The sequence below is a fragment of the Streptomyces sp. SUK 48 genome (genome assembly GCF_009650765.1).
Taxonomy (GTDB): Bacteria; Actinomycetota; Actinomycetes; order Streptomycetales; family Streptomycetaceae; genus Streptomyces.
Genome location: NZ_CP045740.1, coordinates 5,170,235 through 5,190,546, shown reverse-complemented (window position 1 = coordinate 5,190,546; position 20,312 = coordinate 5,170,235). Strand labels below are relative to the sequence as shown.

17 protein-coding genes and 1 pseudogene are annotated in these 20,312 nt (G+C 67.8%); 6 read left to right on the top strand and 12 right to left on the bottom strand.

The features are described from left to right. From GHR20_RS22750 to GHR20_RS22740, 3 genes are all read right to left on the bottom strand, one after another. On the bottom strand, window positions 1–804 hold the full coding sequence (locus GHR20_RS22750; RefSeq protein WP_153814217.1) for a class E sortase: 804 nt from the start codon (window positions 802–804) through the stop codon (window positions 1–3). Between the two features lie 75 nt (window positions 805–879). Beyond that, a complete protein-coding gene (locus GHR20_RS22745; RefSeq protein ID WP_153814216.1) occupies window positions 880–1,614 on the bottom strand; it encodes a TIGR03943 family protein in 735 nt (244 codons plus the stop codon). Next, window positions 1,611–2,645 carry a permease gene (locus GHR20_RS22740; RefSeq protein WP_148024670.1) on the bottom strand — a complete coding sequence of 345 codons (1,035 nt, stop codon included), beginning with the start codon at window positions 2,643–2,645 and terminating at the stop codon, window positions 1,611–1,613. Before GHR20_RS22740 ends, GHR20_RS22745 begins: the two co-directional genes overlap by 4 nt. 245 nt (window positions 2,646–2,890) lie before the next feature. Between GHR20_RS22740 and GHR20_RS22735 the strand changes: the two are divergent. The 5 genes and pseudogenes from GHR20_RS22735 to GHR20_RS22715 all read left to right on the top strand — a co-directional run bounded on the left by GHR20_RS22735 (window position 2,891) and on the right by GHR20_RS22715 (window position 8,572). Beyond that, window positions 2,891–3,900: pseudogene (locus tag GHR20_RS22735) on the top strand (hypothetical protein). Window positions 3,901–3,984: 84 nt separating this feature from the next. After that, on the top strand, window positions 3,985–4,377 hold the full coding sequence (locus GHR20_RS22730; protein WP_208446852.1) for a very short patch repair endonuclease: 393 nt from the start codon (window positions 3,985–3,987) through the stop codon (window positions 4,375–4,377). A 229-nt stretch (window positions 4,378–4,606) separates the two neighbouring features. Further along, on the top strand, window positions 4,607–6,559 hold the full coding sequence (locus GHR20_RS22725; protein ID WP_343336017.1) for a helix-turn-helix transcriptional regulator: 1,953 nt from the start codon (window positions 4,607–4,609) through the stop codon (window positions 6,557–6,559). A 79-nt stretch (window positions 6,560–6,638) separates the two neighbouring features. Beyond that, window positions 6,639–7,616, top strand: coding sequence for a hypothetical protein (locus GHR20_RS22720; RefSeq protein ID WP_153814214.1), 978 nt, complete (start codon window positions 6,639–6,641; stop codon window positions 7,614–7,616). Continuing rightward, the gene (locus tag GHR20_RS22715; protein ID WP_153814213.1) at window positions 7,616–8,572 is read left to right on the top strand and encodes a DUF6339 family protein; all 957 of its coding nucleotides are present in this window, start codon (window positions 7,616–7,618) and stop codon (window positions 8,570–8,572) included. Before GHR20_RS22720 ends, GHR20_RS22715 begins: the two co-directional genes overlap by 1 nt. A 135-nt stretch (window positions 8,573–8,707) precedes the next feature. Here the strand turns inward: GHR20_RS22715 and GHR20_RS22710 are convergent, their stop codons facing one another. The 8 genes from GHR20_RS22710 to GHR20_RS22680 all read right to left on the bottom strand — a co-directional run bounded on the left by GHR20_RS22710 (window position 8,708) and on the right by GHR20_RS22680 (window position 18,097). Continuing rightward, window positions 8,708–9,811, bottom strand: a complete 1,104-nt coding sequence (locus tag GHR20_RS22710; protein ID WP_243878114.1) for a DNA cytosine methyltransferase — start codon at window positions 9,809–9,811, stop codon at window positions 8,708–8,710. 47 nt (window positions 9,812–9,858) lie between these two features. Next, entirely contained in the window at window positions 9,859–10,581 is a 723-nt protein-coding gene (locus GHR20_RS22705) for a DNA cytosine methyltransferase (RefSeq protein ID WP_343336016.1), read from the bottom strand. A 44-nt stretch (window positions 10,582–10,625) separates the two neighbouring features. Continuing rightward, the gene (locus GHR20_RS38375) at window positions 10,626–10,967 is read right to left on the bottom strand and encodes a DNA cytosine methyltransferase (protein WP_343336015.1); all 342 of its coding nucleotides are present in this window, start codon (window positions 10,965–10,967) and stop codon (window positions 10,626–10,628) included. 68 nt (window positions 10,968–11,035) lie between these two features. Beyond that, a complete protein-coding gene (locus GHR20_RS22700; RefSeq protein WP_153814212.1) occupies window positions 11,036–14,005 on the bottom strand; it encodes a Z1 domain-containing protein in 2,970 nt (989 codons plus the stop codon). A gap of 48 nt (window positions 14,006–14,053) precedes the next feature. Further along, complete coding sequence (locus GHR20_RS22695) at window positions 14,054–15,079, bottom strand: PD-(D/E)XK motif protein (protein ID WP_153814211.1); 1,026 nt, start codon at window positions 15,077–15,079, stop codon at window positions 14,054–14,056. After that, on the bottom strand, window positions 15,079–16,605 hold the full coding sequence (locus tag GHR20_RS22690) for an ATP-binding protein (protein WP_153814210.1): 1,527 nt from the start codon (window positions 16,603–16,605) through the stop codon (window positions 15,079–15,081). The genes GHR20_RS22695 and GHR20_RS22690 overlap by 1 nt, the downstream gene beginning before the upstream one ends. Window positions 16,606–16,813: 208 nt before the next feature. Further along, entirely contained in the window at window positions 16,814–17,515 is a 702-nt protein-coding gene (locus tag GHR20_RS38370) for a DUF2267 domain-containing protein (protein ID WP_153816099.1), read from the bottom strand. Between the two features lie 156 nt (window positions 17,516–17,671). Further along, complete coding sequence (locus tag GHR20_RS22680; protein WP_194858963.1) at window positions 17,672–18,097, bottom strand: Hsp20/alpha crystallin family protein; 426 nt, start codon at window positions 18,095–18,097, stop codon at window positions 17,672–17,674. Between the two features lie 182 nt (window positions 18,098–18,279). On the opposite strand from GHR20_RS22680, the gene GHR20_RS22675 reads away from it, so the two are divergent. Further along, complete coding sequence (locus tag GHR20_RS22675) at window positions 18,280–18,582, top strand: hypothetical protein (RefSeq protein ID WP_153814208.1); 303 nt, start codon at window positions 18,280–18,282, stop codon at window positions 18,580–18,582. 48 nt (window positions 18,583–18,630) lie between these two features. Here the strand turns inward: GHR20_RS22675 and GHR20_RS22670 are convergent, their stop codons facing one another. Next, entirely contained in the window at window positions 18,631–20,253 is a 1,623-nt protein-coding gene (locus tag GHR20_RS22670; protein WP_243878112.1) for an MFS transporter, read from the bottom strand. Window positions 20,254–20,312: the final 59 nt, after the last annotated feature.

Below are 20,312 nucleotides of genomic sequence, written 5' to 3'. Positions count from 1 at the left end.
CTACCGGGGGCGGACCGACACCAGCGTCCCCCACACCGCCATCCGGTACCGGGAGGTGAACTCGGGGGTGCAGGTGGTGAGGGTGATGTAGTGCCCCGGCTCGCGGTACCCGTACCCGGGCCGCACGAGGGAACGTGGGACGGGCCGTACGACCCCCGAGTCCGCCGCCGAGGTCCGGGGCAGCACGCTGTCCACGTCGTAGGTGTACGTCGCCGTCCGCGTCTCCACCTCGACGGCGTCCCCGCGCCGCAGCCGGGGCAGGTACCGGAAGGGCTCCCCGTGGGTGTTCCGGTGCCCGGCGAGCGCGAAGTTCCCCTCCTGGCCGGGCTGTTGGGTACCGGGGTAGTGGCCGACGTACCCCTTGTCCAGGACGTCCGCCTTGCCGACACCCTCCGCGACGGGGACGCGCAGCCCGAGCCGGGGGACGACGAGCACGGCGTACGCCTGGGAGGGGCGGGGGCGGACGGCGGTGTACGACGGCTGCCGTGACGGATTCGGCGTGCGGGGCCCGGGTGTCGTGGGCCCAGGTGTCATGGGCGCGCGGGTCGTGGGCGCGGGCGCGCCCGCCCCCGGCGCAGGGTCATCGGCGCGCGGCCCCCACTCCCGCTCCAGCGCCGCGACCTTCCGCTCGGCCCCCTGCCGCGCCTCCCGGTTGGTCCACCACAGCTGGTGCACCACGAGCAGCAGGACCAGCACCCCGCCGGTGACGAGCAGCTCGCCGCCGCCCCAGAGGATTCTCCGGCGCCGGGCACGCCGGCGCCGATCCCCGTGCCCGACGACCCGGACACCCGCCGCGGTCCGCATCCGCACACCACCTCCAGCCGGAGCCGCCCGCACGATAGGCGCGCGGGCCTCAACTGGCCAGAGGCGCGGCCGATTTCAGGGGGTGCGCGTGGTGGGCAGCGGGAGGGCGTCCTGGTAGCCGTTGAGGGGCCGGGGCACCTTTTCGACGGTACGGGCGTCCAGCGCGACCGCCGCGGAAGCGGTGCCCAGCGTGCCGCCGGGGTGCCAGGTCCCGGTGACGGTGACCCACGTATTGGCGGGCAGCACGGGACCGCCGTACACCCGCACCTTCACCGACTGGGCGTCCGCCGCACAGCAGTTGATGATGATCCGGGTGAGATCCCAGCCGCCCTTCCCGTGCGGGGTGACGATGCCGGTCATCAGGACGGTGCGCCCCTTGATGGCCCGCGCGCGGTCCTGCTGGACCCGGCTGGTGAAGTCGGACAGGGTGATGGGCAGCGGCGAGACGGCGGCCAGCGGCGCGAACTCGCTCTGCTGGGCGACGGGTCTGGGCGGCTGCCGGGAGGCGGTGTAGGCGCCGAGGGCGGGCGGGGCGTAGCAGAGCAGGCTGAGCGCGGGCAGCAGCAACAGCCAGGCGACGCGCGGCACATGGGAGTGGTCGTGCCCGTGACCGTCGTACTCCTGCTGGTGCCGCCTGCGGTCGAGGATCGCGCTGACCACCCCCAGCAGCACCAGCACGCACCCGGAGGCGATGAGCAGGGGCCGCATGCTCTCCTTGACGTACCGCAGGCACAGGTCGGTGACCAGGGAGACGCGCAGCAGGCCGAGCCCGCACAGTACGAGCAGCCCCGATTGCAGGGTCCGCTTCACAGCAGGGCACCTCCGATCAGCGCGCTGCACGCGACGGCGACGACGAGGGTGGCGGCGGAGAACCGTACGGCGAAGGCCCGCCCGAACGTGCCCGCCTGGAGGGCGATCAGCTTCAGGTCGACCATGGGCCCCACCACCATGAACGCCAGCCGCGCCACCGGCGGGAACCCGGTGAGCGAGGCGGCGAGGAAGGCGTCCGCCTCGGAGCAGACGGCGAGCAGCACGGCGAGGGCGGCCAGGAAGAGCACGGACAGCCAGGGCGTGCCGGTGAAGGTGGCGAGCACGGAGCGCGGCACCCCGACGTTGAAGGTGGCCGCCGCCATCGCGCCGAGCACGAGGAACCCGCCGGCGTGCAGGAAGTCGTGCTGGAACCCGGCCCGGAACTCGTCCCACCTGCTGTGCCCGGTCTGGTGCCCGGTGTGCCGTACGGCGGGCCGCAGCCACTCGCTGCGCCCGAACCGCAGCCACAGCCACCCCATGGCGACGGCCGTCGCGAGGGAGGCGAGCAGCCGGGCCAGCACCATGGCCGGATTGCCGGGGAAGGCGATCGCGGTGGCGGTGAGGACGACCGGGTTGATGGCCGGCGCGGACAGCAGGAAGGCGAACGCGGCGGCCGGGGTGACCCCCCGCCCGATGAGGCTGTTGGCCACCGGCACGGACGCGCACTCGCACCCCGGCAGCACCACCCCCGCCACGCCCGCCACCGGTACGGCCAGCAGGGGCCGCCGGGGCAGCATGCGCCGGAACACCCGCTCGGGCACGAAGGCGTTGATCGCCCCGGACAGGGCCGTACCGAGCAGCAGGAACGGCAGCGCCTGCACGGTCACCGCCAGGCACACGGTCCGCCACGCCTCGACGGCCGGGGCGTCCCCCCACCGCCCGACGAGGAAGAGCAGGGTGCCGGGCACGACGGCGGCCCCGACGAGCAGCAGCGGCCAGTACCGGGGCAGCGCACCGGCGCCCTCGCCCTTGGCCCGGGCGGCTTCCCGCCCCTCCCGCTCGGCGTGGACCAACTCCCCCGTCACGCGCATCCCGACCCCACGTCCAGATGTCCACACGGACCGGATGTCTGCGTGGATGTCGATGTACGCACCGAAGATAGCGAGTGGTCCTGTGTGCGGTGGGGCGGGGCGACCCCGGTGTCTCCGGTGCTCCGGGGACGTAGCTGAGGCCGCTTTATCCCGACAGGGACCGGTATATGCGGGGTGTCCCCCTCAGGGATCACCCCACCGGACCGCCCTCACGTTTGTCGGCGCCCGGCAGTACGGTGTCCCCCATGCGCCCCGACACGCCTGCCGAGAACGTCGACCACACCGCCGAAGCGGCACGCCTGGAGCGGACCGCCGGCCTGTACCCGGAGGACGCCGAGGCCCTGCTGCTGCGAGCCGCCGCCCACCTGGAGCTGTCCGGCGACCGCCCCGCGGCCACCACCCTCTACGACCGCCTGCTGTCCACCCCGTCCGCCCTGGAGAACCCGTCGCTGGTACGGGCCCTGAAGGCGTCCAACCTCTGGGAGTACGGCCATGAGGCCGAGGCCCGGGCGATCATCGAGGGCGTCCGGACGACCGCGCCGGACGAGCCGGGCCCCTGGGTGATCATCGCGGAGTCCCTGGAGGCCCACGACGAGCTGGAAACGGCGGAGGAGACGTTCACGGAGGCGGCGCGCCTGCTGCTCCCGGCCGCCGCGGAGCCCCCGGTCGGCCTTCACCCCCTGCTCTACGGCCGCCACCGGGTCCGCCGCATGCGGGGCCTGCCGCACGACGACTGGGACACCCTGGCCGACACCCTGCACACCGCGCCGGTCACCCTGGACGAGCTCCACGACCCCAAGCGCGTGTGGTCCCTCGGCTCGGACAACCCGGCCGAGCTGGAGGCCGAGATCTCCCGCCTGCGCACGGAACTGGGCGCCTACCGGGAGGCCCTCTCCCGCCCCTTCCCGGTGGCCGTCCTGCACTGGCCGGCCCCGGAACTGACCGAACTCCTCTCGGCCTACCCCGCGCTCTCCACGGAGTACCCCTCCCACACCGCCCACCTCACGACCATAGAGTCCTCCCTCCGCGAACTCTCCACCTCCGGCACCGGCAACCTCGGCATCGTCACGGGCACGGTCCCCTCCTACGAAGCCTTCGCCGCCTCGGAGGCAACCTCCCCGGACGACCCGACCTTGCTGCCCCAGTACGCGACGACCCTGGCAGCACGGGGACGGGCGGTCGCCTGGCCCCGAGCAGGGGAGCGGAGTGCTGGTGCGGGGAGGGGCGGGGGTACGTGGAGTGCCACGGATCGTAAGGAAAGCAGGGCCCACGACGACGGTCCCGGTACGACGGAAAGACATGACGGACGGTGGACACCACACCTGAGACCCGTGCCCGAATGAGCCGGCAGAAGAGCCGGAACACTCAGGTCGAAATCGCGTTGCGACGAGCCCTGCACGCCGCAGGTCTGCGATATCGGGTGCATCGCAGACCCTTGAAAGGCGTGCGGCGCGAGGCCGACGTCGTGTTCGGACCGACGAAGGTCGCCGTCTTCGTGGACGGGTGCTTCTGGCATGGCTGCCCGGTCCACGCAACCTGGCCGAAGAACAACTCCGACTTCTGGCGTACGAAGATCGAGACCAATCGTCGGCGGGACCGGGACACGGATCAACGTCTGATATCAGCCGGCTGGCTGCCCGTACGGGTGTGGGAGCACGAAGACCCGGTCGTGGCAGCCGCCCGTGTCCTCGCCCTGGTATTGGCGCGCCGAGCGCAGGACAACCGGCAGTGAGGCCCGGCTCACACCCCCGCCAACCCGCCCAGGAATCAAGGCGGTCAATTATTTTTTGACGCAGCTGGCGCCGTCAAAGCGAGTGCTAGCCTGAACCGCCTAAGCCGACAGGTACTCAGGGTCGCTCTCGCGGCAGGAGGCAGGGCGCACGATGTCCGAACCATCACCATCCGTCTCGCATGGAGAGGATTTCGGGCCGTGGCTTCGACGCCAACTCCATCGAGCCGAGATGTCACAGGCCGACCTGGCGGCCAAGCTCGACAAGACACGTGCCGCCGTCTCCGCTTGGATCAACGGCCGTGCCGAACCGCGGGATGTCACCAAGCGTCACATCGCCGAGATCCTCGGCACAGACCTCGTCGCGGTCGTGACCCGTACCGAGGACATCCCCGTCGAGCGCCCGCGACGCTGGCATCACCGTCTGGCGCATCTCGACGGCGGTCGTGAATACGGCAATGCCGCTGCCTTCGCCTTCGACGCCGATCTCTCGGTACTGGCACGCGAGGCAACCCAGAACTCCCTGGACGAGCGCTACGACGTCGGCTCGCCCGTCCGCGTCCGCTACACATTGCACGAGTTGGACGGACCTCATCTGGACGCCTTCCTCGCCACGCTGCAATGGGAGAAGTTGCTTCCGCATTACGAGGCGGCCTCCCAAGGCAATCAGAAGGTGTCCCGCAGTCTCCGGTCCGCCCTGACGGATCTCTCCCGGGAACGTCGACTGCGTCTGCTGCGCATCGACGACTACAACGCGGCGGGGTTGACGGGGCCCGAATACGGCGACGGCCGGTTCGCCGCGGTGGTCCGCCGCCAACTCGACAGCCACAAGGTCGCGGCGGGGCGGGCCGGAGGTTCGTACGGATTGGGCAAGGCAACCATCTGGGCCGCGAGCCGTTTCGGCCTCGTCCTGATGAACACGACCCTGTCCGAACGGCACGAGGGACGCACCGCAGGTCGCGTGATCGGGCGTCTCGATCTTCCGTGGCACGAGGCGAACGGCACGGCTTACGCGGGGCCCGCCTGGTTCGGCGAACCGGACACCGACCCGGAACACCAAGATGTCTCCCGGTCCTGGTGGGCCGACGATGCCACCCTGCGCGGGCTGCACCTGGATCGATCAACCGACGAACCGGGGACGTCCTTCCTCATCGTGGGGGCGTACGACGCCTCTGGAGCGAACGAGACCTTGCGGGAGATGCACGACGAATTCGTCCGATCACTCGCGGACGGCTTCTGGGCGGCAATGATCGGAGGCCGTTCCGCCGGCCCCCTGCTCGATGCCCGCGTCACCACCCTGCGCAACGGTGCGGTCTACATCCCCGAAGAGCAGGTCGACCCCCATGCCTATCGCCCGGCTGTCAGCCGAGCGCTGCAGGCGTACCTCGACGGCGACACCGTCGAAGAGCTGACCTCCTCTGAACAGGTGGTCCGGGCCGAGGTCCCATTGATCGTGACCCCCCTGAAGGAGCGAGGACGCACTGACGACAAGGGCCACGAGCACCGGGCCGTCCTACTGCTCACCCCGGCCGACGAACAGGACGCACAGCCGAATCGGGTGATCTGCATGCGCGGCAACCGCATGTCCGTCACCGAACAGCGGCCACGCGAGCTGCCGTTGGGCACGCCCTCGTTCCAGGCCGTCTTGCTCGCCGGTTATGCGACGGGGCGGGACGGGGAGGATGTGGCACTCGCCGAGGCATTCCTGCGTGCCTCCGAACCGCCCGAACATGATCGTTGGGACCGAACCGAGGAACTCACGACGACATACCAGCGCGGCGCTCTGTCCCGGCTCAAGGAATTCCGGTCCGCGATCGACGAGACCGTACGCTCTCTTCTGGGCAACCGGGATGTCGTTCGCAGCGGTGGGCCTGCCGTCCTGCGCGAATTGTTGAAACTGGACACGGGGATAGGCGCGGGCGCGCGACGCGTCCAGTCGTTTCCCACCGTACGCAGCGTCGACGCCCGTACGGACGATCGTGGAGCCTGGCATGTCACCGTCCGTCTCAAGCTGCCCGATGCGGCGGACCCTTGGGTTCTGTCCCCGTCGCCAAATTCGACGTGCGTTCGGGCGGCCGCCCCACGGTGGGATGGGAGTTGCTTGTCGGATCCGAGTCTTGTCGGGTGGAGAACGACACGGTCATCGTCGAGCCCGGCGTCCGTACCGCTGTGTTCAGCGGGGTGACCGATCCGTCCAGCCATCCGGTACGCGGCGGGTATGCCCGGCTGATCGTGGACGTGCCCAAGGCTCGCGGAGGTGCGGCGTGAAGGCGGTATTCCCGTATCCAACGCTTCTCGGCGACGTCACGTGCGATGTCGTCTCCGTGATGGTCGACGGCAAACCGCTTCCGTACCGGCACATTTCCGCGTCGGAGCGCGTCGTCGCACTTCATCAATCGGGACGCGCCCAATGGGAGGAAGCGGTTCTCGAGCTGCGAGCGGCTCTGCCGGAAGACGAGTTGCGGAGCGGCCCCTGGCAGGACGTGATCTGCTTGGCGGTGCTGACCGAGAAGGCCACCAACGCCCGCTCCACCACACGCCTTCGCCGTGCTGCGGACGGCTCCATGGCCGGAACGATCACTCTGCCACGCACCTTCCATATCCGGCGCGCGACGCTGTCCGTTCTGGTCGCCGCGACGGTGGAGGGGGTGCCGGGGCGCCTTGTGGGCTCCTTGGAGGACGACTGGTATGTCGATCTCTCCGAAGCCACGCCGGTTCGACAGCGAGAGATCGAAACCGTGGAAGTCGACTTCCGCGACGGGCCGCACGAGTGGCTGCGCCCCTACAAAGACTCGGCCTGGATAGTCGACACCTCAGCCGACATCCCGACGGTCTACCTCAACACGACCGCCGTCGAAGGACTGGTGCAGATTCTGCACGGCTCCGGGGGCAGCACCGCGGAGCACGCGGTGCGCGACATGGCAGCCTCCCAGATCGCCCAGGACGTCTGGACGGCGATGTTCCACACGGCCGCCAGCAATCTGGACGCGGACGAGGACGGCACGCCTGTCATGCCCACCGGATGGCGAGAGGCCGTACTGCGGGTCATGCTCCCGCATGTGTTCCCCGGACGTCAGCTCACCGATGCCCTCTACGAGATCAACGAGCGCCGCACGAAGGGCTTCGGCTGGTCGGAGCTCCAGACCGGAATCCAGTACGCGGCCGGCCGTCGTGCGCAGATCGCCAAGAAACTGACCCGCGCGGTACGAGCCGTCGACCACGCCGAGAGGAGCACGGTCTGATGCGGCATCGCGCAGCATTCGACATCCCACAGTCGCTCGGTTTCCTGCCCGACACAGCAGTGGCCAGGCATTTGAGCCGGGGCATGCAGTCGGGCCAGGAGAGCCCTCCCCAAGTGGCCTTGCGGAAGGCGAGCGGGTCTCTGCCACCCGAGGCCCGGTGGGGAACGAATGCCATCCGAGAACTGGTCGACGAGGCGATGTCGCGCTTCGACGCCAACCGTGCGGCCGCCGACGGTTGGCTCGCCCCACGGTTGCACGCCACTGTACGTATGACTCGCGCCGAGGCGGGCGACGGCCGGCTATGGAATCACCTCGCCATGCTCGTCGCTCCCGACTACGTGGTGTGGCGGCACAGAGGAGCCGAGGTCGCACCCAGTTCACGCTTCTCCGGACCCCACTACACACAGTGCTTCGCCAGGCTGTGGTGGGGGGCCGAACTCTTCCGGAACGGTTCGGACTACCGCCCCGTGGAGACGGCGTGCGCCTTGCAGGACATCCTCAACACCACGCTTCGCCTGGACGTCATCGACCATCGGCCGACCGCCCAGGCATTGATACGCATCTTCGAAAGGTTGCTTTCGGCAGGCACGCCTCGGCCGGCCGACCACGTCAACGCTCTCTCCTCGGCGGTCAACACCGCGGGTAGCACGCTGGTCTACGACGTTCTCGCACCCGACGCCCCTCCACTGGTGGAGGAACTACAGGACTGGATCGCCGAGCGTGAGGAGGCTCCCGCAGTGCCGTGGGACCGCCTCCCGGAAGGCCCCGACGACGGCCGCGCCCCGACGCATTCCGTGGACATCCTGATGCCTCTGTTCGACAAGCTTCTCGCGGAGGCTCCGCTCCGGCACCGCGGCCGTACGCCGGAACAGGCCGGGGAACCTTCAGAGGACAGCGCCGTGCCCGTACAACGTCAGGGGGTGAGTCTGGAGAAGGATTTGCCCGCGTGGACGTGACGATCGAGACGCGACTCGCTTCTCAATCCGATACCTCGGTTTGAGAAGCGGCCTCCTGATCCTTTGGCTCCGGCCGCCACCGCAGAAGCCTCTCCCATACGTCGGCTCGGGGGACGCCCAATTCGAGTGCCCCGCTCAATACGTGCACACCGAAACGCGGGGCACCGCGTTGCCGATCTGCTGTTGCTGGGCAGCATCGCTGCCCCGCCAGGGGTACCGATAGGGAAAGGTCTGGAAGACGCCGGCTTCCTCGTTGCTCAGGCGATCCATCTCGGTTTCCGGGGCATCCAAAGCCACGATCCGATTGCGCTTCCATTTGCCGGTGATCGTCGCGGAAGGCAGATTCGATTCCCTACGGCCACGCGCCTTCGGGTCGCCTCCACTGCCGTAGTTGGATACGACGCAGAACGGCGTGGGACGACGCTTGGCCTCGCCGACGTGCCGGTACATCTCTTGGAGGGCGTCCGCCATCGAGACCCAGGGGGCCCGGCCGGCAAAGAGGGTGTCGCTGTTCTGCACGCCCTTGCGGTACTGGTGATGCGTCGGAGGCAGGAAGTGTTCCGGGAGATCTTCTCCGTTCCTTCGGGCCACGAGTACGGCCCTCCGTCGCGTTTGCGGGACCCCGTACTGTTCCGTGTGGAAGACCTTCGCCTTGGCCTGGTAACCGACGGCGCTCAGAACCTTCTCGTACTCGTGCCAAACCTCGATGACGGAAGGAACCTGCTCCAAGACGATCACTTCGAACGGCCGCGGCTGCGTTTCGCCGTGCCGCGGGCGAAGCATCGCCTCGAAGACCCACCGCAGAGGCTGGAGGACGAGACCGGTTCGCTCGTCGTCGAGTTTGTCCAACTCGCGCTGGATGTCTTCCCAGCGCTCGCCCTTCTTCCCGGCCCGCTCGAGCTCGTACCAGGCGTGCATACGGCGGATGAATCCGGTGACGAGATCGAAAGCCTTACGACCGGAGCCGTTCCCCGCGATGGAGAAGGTCTGGCACGGAGGCCCTCCCGCCAGTACGTTGCAGTTCTTGAAGTCGGGATGATCAGGCCCGAACAGACGGACATCGCCGTGGACGGTCTTCAGGCCCGCGGCCAGCCGAGTGGCCACCGCGTCGTCGTCCCACTCGATTCCGATCGATGGAAGACCCAGAGCCTCGGCCGCCATGTCCAACCCACCGGGGCCGGCGAAGAGATCGACGACGTGAAAGGGCCGTCGTGGCCCAACGGGCGGTGCGCTGGTCATGGTGGCGTTGCCTATCGGTCGGTCTGCAACGACCAACCCTACCGTCACTACTCGCCCTTCGACCCCAGGTCTTCGCCATCGCACCGAAGGACCTGGGCGATGGCCTCGCCGACGGCCCTTGCGAGTGGAGGGGGTGTGGCGTTGCCCACCTGCCGGTATCGGGCCGTCTTGAGACCAGCGATCTTCCACTCGGCTGGAAAGCCCTGTAGCAGCGCCACCTGATCGACGGTGAGCCTCACTCGGCCGCTCCGCCCGATGCTCGGGTTCCAGACGAAGTCCGAGCCCGGGACCCGGTCCGCCACGGTCACGCCGTCGACTCCTATCTGAGCCCACTTCCGCTTGGCTCCGGTCGGCCCGAGGTCCGCCCCGCCCCGCTCCCAAGACCCGCCGACGATGGTGGGAGCGATCACATCGGCCTGAGCCGCCCACGTCGCGGCATCCGGCCATCCACGTTCGCCCATGGATTCCAGAAGCGTCTCCCCCACCGCCGGGCACGGGCCCTCATACGGCTTCGGCCACTCGAAGCGATCGATCAGACCGCCCTTGAACGCGACCAGCAGACCTACCTTCCGGCTCTGTGGTACGCCGAAATCCTTTGCGTTCAGAACGTGCCAGCTGAATCGGTAGCCGAGATGGCCGAGTTCTTCACCGACGTACGCACGGACCGGTTCGTATTCATCCTTCTCGACCAGATCGGGCACGTTTTCCAGAAGAATCGCCCGCGGCTGCACACCGTAGACCAGGTCGACGGCCGCCTTGAGGACCGACAATTCGGCTTCGTCCCCACGCGTACGGTTCGCTGCGGCCGGCGACTTCACCCGAGGGAGGCCCCCGAGAGCAGGTGTACGTCGTAGACCTGCTGATCTTCAAAGGGATCGAAGGCCGTCAAATCGATCTCACGGACGTCCCACCCCGGTCGATTGGCCCGCAGCGTCTCACACGCGATGGGACGGTTGTCGAGCAGGAGAACGGGGTCGAACCCGGCGCGTTCGAGCCCGAGCGCCAAACCCCCGGCTCCCGCGCAGATCTCCAGCGACGTCAGCCTGCTCGTCGGCAAGGCGACACGATCACGACCCTCGGCAAACTCCACGTTTCCCCGCTTCTTGGTGGCGTTCCCCTCGTCGTCGCCGAATACGGCACTTTCGCGGTCGCCCACACATCCGGACGGCAAGATCCCTCGCATCGAGGGTAGCGGCCGCCCGGACCCGGCTGCAGCGATCCCGGTCAACGGGCGTCGATGATCGCTTGTCCTTTCTTGGCGGAGTCGATGGTGGTGAAACGTACAACCCGGCCGTCGGCTCGACGGGCCGTCGCGGGGGCGACGAAAGAGAAGGCCATGGTGATCTTCTCCGGCGTGAGTCGACCTTCTCCATCGATGTCCGGGCGGTTCTGCGGCTCCACAAGGGGATAGATGATCAGTACCCCTCGCCGTGGAGCGACCTCAGACTCGGTGCTCGGATGGCCCGACTCGGGGAGCGCACCCGCGATGCGATGGGGTACCGCACGGTGCTTCGGCTCACTGATCGCACCGAAAAGCGGACCACGCCTACGCTCGCGGCCGAACCAGGCGAACGGGCGGCTCTCCGTACCGAGAAGCAGACGCTGACCGCGTTTGGCGTGCTGAGGCGCGATCACCAACCAGTCGTCGACGTCCGGCGAAGGGCCCTGGTTGATCTCCGTGAGGTAGGCACGGTGGGGCTCGAACTGGGAAGGGGCACCCCAGCGCAGCTTGTCGATCAGCTCAAGGAAGTCCTGGGGAAGGATTCGACCGACGAATGCATCGTATCGGTGGGTGACGGAGTCACTCGTGCCGTCGGGCGGGAAGGTGTAGGCGAGCGATGTGGTGGCCGAGGACAAGGAGTCCAGGACGGGCATCCAAAGTCCGGTATTGTGCCGCAGATCGGCGACCTTGGCCGGATACGCGGTGGGCTCCTGCCACTGCCCCGGCGAACGCAGCTCGACGAGGCGCGCGTTGTACATCTTGTTGGGGCTGGTCGGCTTGAGCCAGGGCAGATGCTGCGAGACGAGCGGCGGCACCTGGTCCGGAGTAACCTGCGGCTTGCCGTCGATCATCGTGGCGTACTGCTGCAATTCACTGCGGAAGCTTTCCTCGTCCAGGCAAATGGCCTCGAACGCCGAGTACAGGTCGATCTCCTTGGCACGCACGGTCTCCGCACGCCCCAGGAAGAGTCGCACGAGGTCTCGATACCCCTCGCGGAAGCCGAACCATCGACCCATCTGCATCAGGGTGGAGGCATTGCCCGTGCGGCGGCGGAAATAGGAGACCGTGAGCCCTTCCACGGTGAAGCCACGCGCGAGTTTCTGGCCACCGATGAGGATCTTCCAGATGGACCGCTTGTCGAAGTCCGCTTTCGCGGTTTCGAGGTCCTTGTCACCATTCACGACGACGATCGGGTTGTCGTCCCCGCCGATGCGAGTCAAGGCCGGACCCACATAGGGGGAGAGGGCTTCGTACGTGGGCGGTACGGCGTGGTCGTCGGCGCGCACCGCAGATACCGGAGCGATGTCCGTCTCGAAGAGCTCGCGTAGCCGCCGATGACCGGTCGAACCCAGATACCCGGCATTCCACCACATGCCGGTCACTTTGCTCAGCAATTCGCGATGCGCCTCGGTGCGCACGGACTCGTGGATGAGCATCGTGTGATGCTGGAAGTACCGGTCGCCCAAGCCTCCCTCTGCTTCTCGGTAGAGCTTCATCGCAGCCGTGAGAACGAACATGTCCATGGCTTGCTGGAGGCAGGCGTCGTCTTCACCGTTCACTGTGATGTTGCGCACGTGGGCGAGTTCGTTGGAGTTCGCGAACGTGCGTTCCCCTTCCGGGATCGGGGAGTCCAAGTCGTGGAAGTCTCGCGCCCCCATGTACCCCTCGGGCCGGGGAAGAGAAAGAATGAAATCCTTCGGGAAGATGTCCTCGGCATCACTGGGGTCGACGAACACGTTGGCGTACGGGGTGGCGGTGTAGCCGACGTACTGCGCCCGCGGCAGGAGTTTAAGCAGCTCCGAGATCTTCTGGTTGATCGCGCTCCGCTCGGCGTCGGGCTTGGCGAGGTCGGAGGTGTTGACCGACGCCTCGTCGGATTCGTCGTCGATGATCAGCACGGGGATCTCGGAAAGCGGCGTCTTGATCTTCTTGAGGTCCTTGACCAACTTTGTCAGGACCGTCTTGTGCTTCTTGACCACCATGAGGCGTGCCGAAGATCGATGCAGGTTACGCGGATCGAAGAGCGGCAGCGCGGGTTCCTGTTTCTCGAATTCGAGTGCCGTGATGCCCTGCAGGAGACTCTTGTAGTCGTCGTCACGTGTCGTCAGGCGCACGATGTCGAAGCCCCCGCGAGCAGACGGCAGATCACCGAAGGTGGTGAACTTGCCCTGAATCCACGCCGGATCATCTGCGTAGTCGGATTCGTATTCGCTCGCCCCGCGCAGGATGTTCTCCCGACCGACGAGTTCCATGTCGAGGCGTCGCTGAGTCTGCGCGCGCAGCATGTTGATGGTGCCGCCGAGGACGATCACCAATCGGTATCCGGCATCGACGGCCTTGGCAATCACACCGGCGAAATTCGCGGTCTTCCCCGACTGCACGTAACCGACCACCAGCCCCTTCGACTGGTAGGCCGCCGGCTGCGTCGGGTCGGCGAGACGCTCGACCACCGCGTCGGTAGCGACATCGAGGCCGGCCACGGCCTCCGCGTCCCACCCCTTGTTCTCCAGATAGGCCCGATATTCCGGCCAATACCAGGAACGTCCCTGCCGTGACTGGGGCGTGTACCAAGGAACGAACTCGTCGCTGATGATCACCGGGACCGCAGCCTGGGAGACCGGGACGAGATTGTCCAGCAGCTTACGGGTTTCCTCCGAAATCGCCAGCAGTCCGTAGACGGCCTCGCGGCGGACCTGCGTGCGTTCCGGTGTGTCCGACCAGGCAGGCTCGGGCAGGAAGTCCCAATCGGTCAGCTTTTTCCGCCACACCTCCACCAGCGGGTCGGTCGGATGTGAGCGCTCCAGCGCGTCCCGCAGCACATCCTCGCTCGCCAGTTCCTCAGCCTGCGGAGACATACTCTCGGCCTGAAATTCGAGAGCGCGCACCAGCTTCTTGGGGCGGCTGGTGTGCATGTCGGCGAGAGCTGTGCTGAGCAACTGAAGAAGAAGGTCGTCGGTCGGACTGCTGGTCATGCTCTTCCTTCGGGGTACCGGCTGAGGAATGCCGTGGGAGGGGGTTCGTCAGGGGAGGCGGAGATCGGAGAGATCGACGGGGTACGGTTCTGCCACAGGCTGGAGTTCGGTCACGTCCACCCTGTAGGTGACCCCGTCTATCCGCCCCTGCGCCGCGGCCGGCAGGTCACCAGGCGTGAGACGTGGCATATCGGCCGCTCGCAACATCAAGGGGCTGTCCCGAGGCGTCCACCGTTCATCGTCCGGTTGGTCGGGATTCCAACCCGTGGCGGACAGAAGTCGGTCCAGACGCGCCCTCGACGCGATACTCTCGGCGGCAGCCGCGTCCCTGGCGGCCTTGACCGATTCTCCGAGGGTGCGGCCCCCGGTGCCGCCTCGGGTGACGCGCAGGGACGCGAACCAGAGCGAGCGTCCGGGGCTCTCTTCGAGTTGCCCGAGGCCGTGCACAGTGTGTCGACGGCGCTCCCCGGCCGTTGTCTTGATCTCCAGATCCGCCGATTGCAGGGCGAAGTCATGCTCCTCGCCGGCCGGGCCCACCCAAGCATCGATTGCCGCTCGCCACCCGGAGGCTTCCGCGAGCCGCACCAGAACGGCGAGTTCGCCCTGGAGGCCGAGGCGCCGTTCGAGAGAGAGACCACGAGTTCGACCGAGCAAAAGGCTCCAACCATGCACCGTCTCGTCGAAGGCCCGAGCCAGGTCCCGGCCTTCGACGACGATACGGTCTGCGACAGCCAGCGCCAGGTCGTGGAAATCGCGGAGGAGTTCCGGTTCAGGCGTCGTGAGACGCACCATCCGCCGGCCGGCGTGCAGGACGTTGTCGACACGCACGGCGGACAGCGGCGAGCGGGGGGCGTGGTGCGGCCCCGTCAGCTCGACATGAAGTGCGATTCCTCTGCCACCGTCCGCTATCTCATACGAGACAAGGGGGTCGCCGACCGACGAGAGCCTGTAACTCGCCGCCAGCCCTCGTCCCAAGTAGTGCTCCACCGTGGTCCACGGCAGCTCGATCGCCTGCGGCTCCTGAGCACGGCTCTGGACTACAGCGCCCCCGGATCCACCTTCACATGCGCTCATCAGTCGGCCATCCGATCGAGTTCGGCCCGCGCCGCTGCGACGAGTACCGCCTGCCACAGCTCGATGTTGTCCTTGAGGCGACTTCCCATGCGCTCGCGCTGGAAGGCATCCTGCATGAGCAGGTACATGAGCGACTTGACCACCGGGGCATCGTTCAGTGTGCCACCGCGACCGCCGAGCAGAGCGCCTCTATACCGCTGGTTGAGCAGGAGAACCTGGGCTTCCTGATCGACCTCGAAGAACTTGTCATTGGGCAGCTTCTGCCAACGGAACTGCAAGGGGTCGTCGTATGTCAGTGGTACCTCTTCCTCAATCGCCTGACGTACTTGTGGATCCATACCGCGCCCCGGCGGAACCACGGCCTTGCGCGCGACGCCCGCGCGTTTGCGTGCCTCGCGGTAGACACGCTCGGCATCCGCTAGATAGGTGGTGAAAGTACGCCCACGGGAGTCCTCGGCCTCGTCCAGCACTCCCGTGAACTCAGGAGACGCCTGGACACCTTCCTTCTTCACTGTCAGTCGAAAGACCATGCCGTCCGGATCGTCCGGAAGTTCCACCGCAACGCGGGCAAGAGCGAGATGCTGCTCCGGCTGTCGGAAGTTGTTCCAGCCGCCGGCCTGGACGAGCCGATCATGGCGGTAGAAGTAGAAGCCCGCCTTTTCGGATACCGCCCCGAATGCCTTGTACTCGTCGAGAGAGGAACGCGGAGGCCATATATGGGCACGAAGTTCGACCGGCCCCAGGTCGGGGACGTCGACGTTGAAAGTGCTCGGATATCCCGAATCTCCGGACACGGGGTAGGCGAACGGGTCCAACGGCTCGACACCGTAGTTCGCATACTCGACACCGGTGCGAACGTCCTGAACCGAGATGGTGATGTGGAAGCCGTCCCCTGCGAGGAAACGATGCAGGTGCAGGCCGAGATGCAGCCCCAGCTTGTTGACAGTTCGGTGGAGGTAGCGATCGGTCTGACCACCACCACCGTGCTTCGGAAAGTCCTTCACTCCGTCCCAACGGACGATCGTGCCCTGGAAGCCGATGGGACGCCCCTGGTAGAAGTCGATGAACTGCTGGGCGAAGTCCGGGTCGATGATGTCGCACTCGAAGCCTTGCTTGGCGTGCTTCATCAACCAGCGGCGACCTGCGGGGCGACTCCGCTTCGTGCGACTGACCACGGTCACCGAATCGGCATGACTGAGCGATGCGGACTTCAACCCGGTACCGAACATGCCCAGGGACCTCTCGCTATAACCACGACGTCCGCCGACAGTCATGGCCACATCGAGTTCGTCCTCACCCATGCCTTTGCCGTCGTCGACCACGACCAGGCTGACGAGTTGTTCTCCGTCACGCAGGAAGTGCACGACGACGTTCGCTGCCCCGGCGTCGATGGAGTTGTCGACCAGGTCGGCGACGGCGGCTTCGAAGCCGTACCCCTGGCTGCTGAGCGCCTCCATGTAGCGTCCGTCCGGAGGCAACAGCTTGGTGCCCGCCGTGGGGACTTCGAACTGCCACTGGCTGACCATGACCTGCCTTCTCCGCCGGACGTCCACTCGTTGAACACCAAACGTCCACATCATGCGTCGCCGGAGCGACCATAGTCGACTGTAGTGACAAAGAGAGTCCGAGAGGTAGGCAGCCCTCAGGGCAGGACGAAGGTGGGCACCTCACCTTTCGCCCGGATGGCCTGCCCGTGTCCCGCACAGGGGCATGGCGCACGGACTCCCACGCAAGTCACTCCATAGCCGTCAGCTCCGCCCTCCCGAACAACAGCGCATACCCCCGAGGCAGTTGAGTCAGCACTCGGTCCGTCAGGTCGGGGCCGATCGTGGTGGAGAGCGTGGTCAGGACCGAGCTGACGTCCCAGCGGGCCGTTGCCGGGGTGGAGTCGGGGAGCCGGGTGGACACCGAGTCGACGAATTCCCGGGCCGGCAGAGGGTGGGGCAGGGGGATCTGGGCAGCGATCAGGTGGCCGGCCTCCGGGGGCAGGGACTGGGCCAGGGCGACGCGTTCGTCGCCGGTGAGGTGGGAGCCGAGGGCGGTGAGGACGGTGCGGGTGAGGTGTTCGGCCCGCGCCCGGGTCGAGTAGCCGCCCGCCTCGCGGACGGCCTCGGTCAGGTCCTCCCAGGTGGTCCGCGGGGCGGGCACCGGTGCCGCCGTGTCCTCTCGGGCGGCCCGCGATGTGGACTCCGGTACCGCCCTGTCCTCCCGAGCCGACTGCGGTGCCGCCGTGTTCTCCCGGGCGGTCCTCGACGCAGGCTCCGGTGCCGCCACGTTCTCCCGGGCGGCACTCGACGCAGACTCCGGTGCCCCCGAGACCTGCGAGGCGGTCCTCAGGGCGTGCTCCCGTACCCTCGGGTTCTTCCAGGCGGGCTGCGGTGCCGGTGTGTTCTTCCCGGTGGGTCGCGCGGCGGGCTTCGGCACCGTCGTGGTCATCGTCATGGCTCCTTCCGCGGGGCGCGCGGGTGTTCGGTACGTCCAGTGGTTCCGTACCCCGTCGCCGTACCGGTGGATCGGGACGGGTGGGCAAGCTCCAGGGGCCGAACGGCCCAGGGCGGGGCGGGACTTGCGGGTCCCGCCCCGCCCCGTGGGTCAGCCGGCGAGCTGCTTGCGGGAGGGGGTGCCGCCGGTGATCTGGATGCGGCGCGGCTTCGCCCGTTCGGCGACCGGGATGCGCAGGGTCAGGACGCCGGACTCGTAGGAGGCGTCGATGCGGTCCGTGTCCAGGGTGTCGCCGAGGAAGAGCTGACGGGTGAAGGTGCCCGTCGGCCGCTCCGCGACCAGCGCCTGAGCGTCCTCGGGAAGAGGACCGCGGCGCTCGGCGCGGACATTGATGACGTTGCGCTCGACGTCCAGTTCGATCGTCTCCGGATCGACGCCGGGGAGGTCGAAGTGGACCAGGAATTCGTCACCGGAACGGTAGGCGTCCATCGGCATCGCCGACGGGCGGTTCGTGCTGCCGAGTACCTGCTGCGCGAGTCGGTCGAAGTCGCGGAACGGGTCGGTACGCATGAGCATCACGGGTCACTCCCTTCTGAAGGTACTGGGTGCGATGCCCTACGCGTATTTATATAGCGCGCAGCCGGAAAGTTGACAAGCCGCGACTCAGGTTAGGTCAGCCCCTCCGCCCCCGCGCTAGCCTCGGCATCCTCTGCGCCATACAGCGCAAGACGTACGACATACGACATTCGGAGGCATCCATGGCCAAGGTTCCCAGCGCTGTCGTCGCCGCGAGCGGACTCGTCGGCGGATACGGGGTCGCCCGGTGGACGAAGAAGCGGCCGCTCGGCGGCGCCGTGCTCGCCGTCGCCGGTGCCGCGGCCGCGCAGCAGTGGCGCGAGAAGGCCGGGAACACCGCCGCCGGTGTGCTGACCGGCGCCTACGTCGGCGCCTTCGCCGGCTCCCACCCGCTCGCCAAGAAGGTCGGCGCCTGGCCCTCCGTCCTCGGCGTCGCCGGCGCCGTCGCCCTCGCCTCCTGGGCCGTCGCCGACCGCAGGGCCTGACGGGCCGGAGAGGGTTTGCACGGGCGGCCCCGGCAAAGGGGCCGAGGCTCATGCCCTGCCCACCGCCGGCGGGCCCTGGGTGCCCGCGCCCGGGCCCGACGCCGCCCCGCCCCGCCCCACCGCCGTGAGCGGCGGCGCCACGTCCTCCAGCGACCGCCGCTCCGCCCGTACCGCCAGCGCCGCCGCCACCAGCCCCGCCACACACATCAACGCCGCCCCGATGGAGAACGCCAGGACCGTGTCACCGACCCGGCCCGTGCCCGTGAGGTCCGCGAAGAGCAGCGGGCCACTGATGCCGCCCGCCGCCGTACCCAGGGCGTAGAAGAAGGCGATGGACATCGCGCGCGTCTCCATCGGGAAGATCTCCGACACCGTCAGATACGCGCTGGACGCGCCCGCCGAGGCGAAGAAGAGCACCGCGCACCAGCACGCCGTCAGCGTCGTCGCGGTCAGCACACCCCGGTCGAACAGCCACGCCGTGCCGAACAGCAGCAGACCCGACAGCAGATACGTCGAGGAGATCATCACCCGGCGGCCCACCGTGTCGAAGAGCTTGCCCAGCAGCAGCGGGCCACAGAAGTTTCCGACGGCGATGACCGCGAAGTAGTAGCCCGTACGGTCCGTCGGCACCCCGAAGAACTTCGTCAGGATCGCGCCGAAACCGAACGTGATCGCGTTGTACAGGAACGCCTGCCCGATGAAGAGAGAGAAACCGAGCACCGCACGCTTGCGGTACCGCCCGAACACCGTCTGGGCGATCTCCCGGAAGGTGACGCTCTTGCGCTGATGGATGGACAGGCGCGCGTCCGTCCCCGGCAGCCGGATGCCCTTCTCCGCCTCCACCTGCCGCTCGATACCGGAGACGATCTCCTCCGCCTCCTCGTCCCGGCCGTGGATCAGCAGCCACCGCGGACTCTCCGGGACATGCCGCCGTACCAGCAGGATCACCAGCGCCAGCACCGTGCCCAGCGCGAACGTCAGCCGCCAGCCCACGTCCATCGCCAGCAGGCTGGTGTTCAGCGCCACGATCGACAGCAGCGAACCGCCCACCGCGCCCAGCCAGAAACTCCCGTTGATGATCAGGTCCACACGGCCGCGGTAGTGGGCCGGGATCAGCTCGTCGATCGCCGAGTTGATCGCCGCGTACTCACCGCCGATACCGAAACCGGTCAGGAAGCGGAACAGGAAGAACCACCAGGCTTCCCAGGAGACCGCGGTCAGGGCCGTCGCCACCAGATACACCGCCAGGGTGATCATGAACAGCTTCTTGCGGCCGTAACGGTCGGTCAGCCGCCCCCAGAACAGCGCACCCACACACGCGCCCGCGACATACAGCGCGGCGGCCGTACCCGTGATCTGCCCGGACGTGATCGACAGACCGCTGCCCGGTTCGGCCAGACGGCTGGCGATATTGCCGACGACCGTGACCTCCAGGCCGTCCAGAATCCACACCGTGCCGAGACCGATCACGATCGTCCAGTGCCAGCGGGACCACGGAAGGCGGTCGAGACGGGCCGGGATGTCGGTGGTGATCGTCCGGCCGCCGTCACCCGACCGGCCGCCGCCACCGACCCGGCCCCCGTCAGCCGAGCGGTCTCCGTCACCCGACCGACCGTCACCCGACCGGCCGAGTCCACCGGCCTCCCGCGACGCCTTCTCGGCTCCTGTCATCGGCTCCTCCTCGTCGAGGACGCCCCCCGAAGCGGGAGGACGGCAGGACGACGGATACC

What these genes read in the sequence shown, in the direction of transcription:
- GHR20_RS22750 (WP_153814217.1), bottom strand. Translation starts at nt 804, where the DNA reads ATGCGGACCGCGGCGGGTGTCCGGGTCGTCGGGCACGGGGATCGGCGC.
- GHR20_RS22740 (WP_148024670.1), bottom strand. Translation starts at nt 2,645, where the DNA reads ATGCGCGTGACGGGGGAGTTGGTCCACGCCGAGCGGGAGGGGCGGGAA.
- GHR20_RS22730 (WP_208446852.1), top strand. Translation starts at nt 3,985, where the DNA reads ATGAGCCGGCAGAAGAGCCGGAACACTCAGGTCGAAATCGCGTTGCGA.
- GHR20_RS22725 (WP_343336017.1), top strand. Translation starts at nt 4,607, where the DNA reads ATGTCACAGGCCGACCTGGCGGCCAAGCTCGACAAGACACGTGCCGCC.
- GHR20_RS22715 (WP_153814213.1), top strand. Translation starts at nt 7,616, where the DNA reads ATGCGGCATCGCGCAGCATTCGACATCCCACAGTCGCTCGGTTTCCTG.
- GHR20_RS22710 (WP_243878114.1), bottom strand. Translation starts at nt 9,811, where the DNA reads ATGACCAGCGCACCGCCCGTTGGGCCACGACGGCCCTTTCACGTCGTC.
- GHR20_RS22700 (WP_153814212.1), bottom strand. Translation starts at nt 14,005, where the DNA reads ATGACCAGCAGTCCGACCGACGACCTTCTTCTTCAGTTGCTCAGCACA.
- GHR20_RS22695 (WP_153814211.1), bottom strand. Translation starts at nt 15,079, where the DNA reads ATGAGCGCATGTGAAGGTGGATCCGGGGGCGCTGTAGTCCAGAGCCGT.
- GHR20_RS22690 (WP_153814210.1), bottom strand. Translation starts at nt 16,605, where the DNA reads ATGGTCAGCCAGTGGCAGTTCGAAGTCCCCACGGCGGGCACCAAGCTG.
- GHR20_RS38370 (WP_153816099.1), bottom strand. Translation starts at nt 17,515, where the DNA reads ATGACCACGACGGTGCCGAAGCCCGCCGCGCGACCCACCGGGAAGAAC.
- GHR20_RS22680 (WP_194858963.1), bottom strand. Translation starts at nt 18,097, where the DNA reads ATGCTCATGCGTACCGACCCGTTCCGCGACTTCGACCGACTCGCGCAG.
- GHR20_RS22675 (WP_153814208.1), top strand. Translation starts at nt 18,280, where the DNA reads ATGGCCAAGGTTCCCAGCGCTGTCGTCGCCGCGAGCGGACTCGTCGGC.
- GHR20_RS22670 (WP_243878112.1), bottom strand. Translation starts at nt 20,253, where the DNA reads ATGACAGGAGCCGAGAAGGCGTCGCGGGAGGCCGGTGGACTCGGCCGG.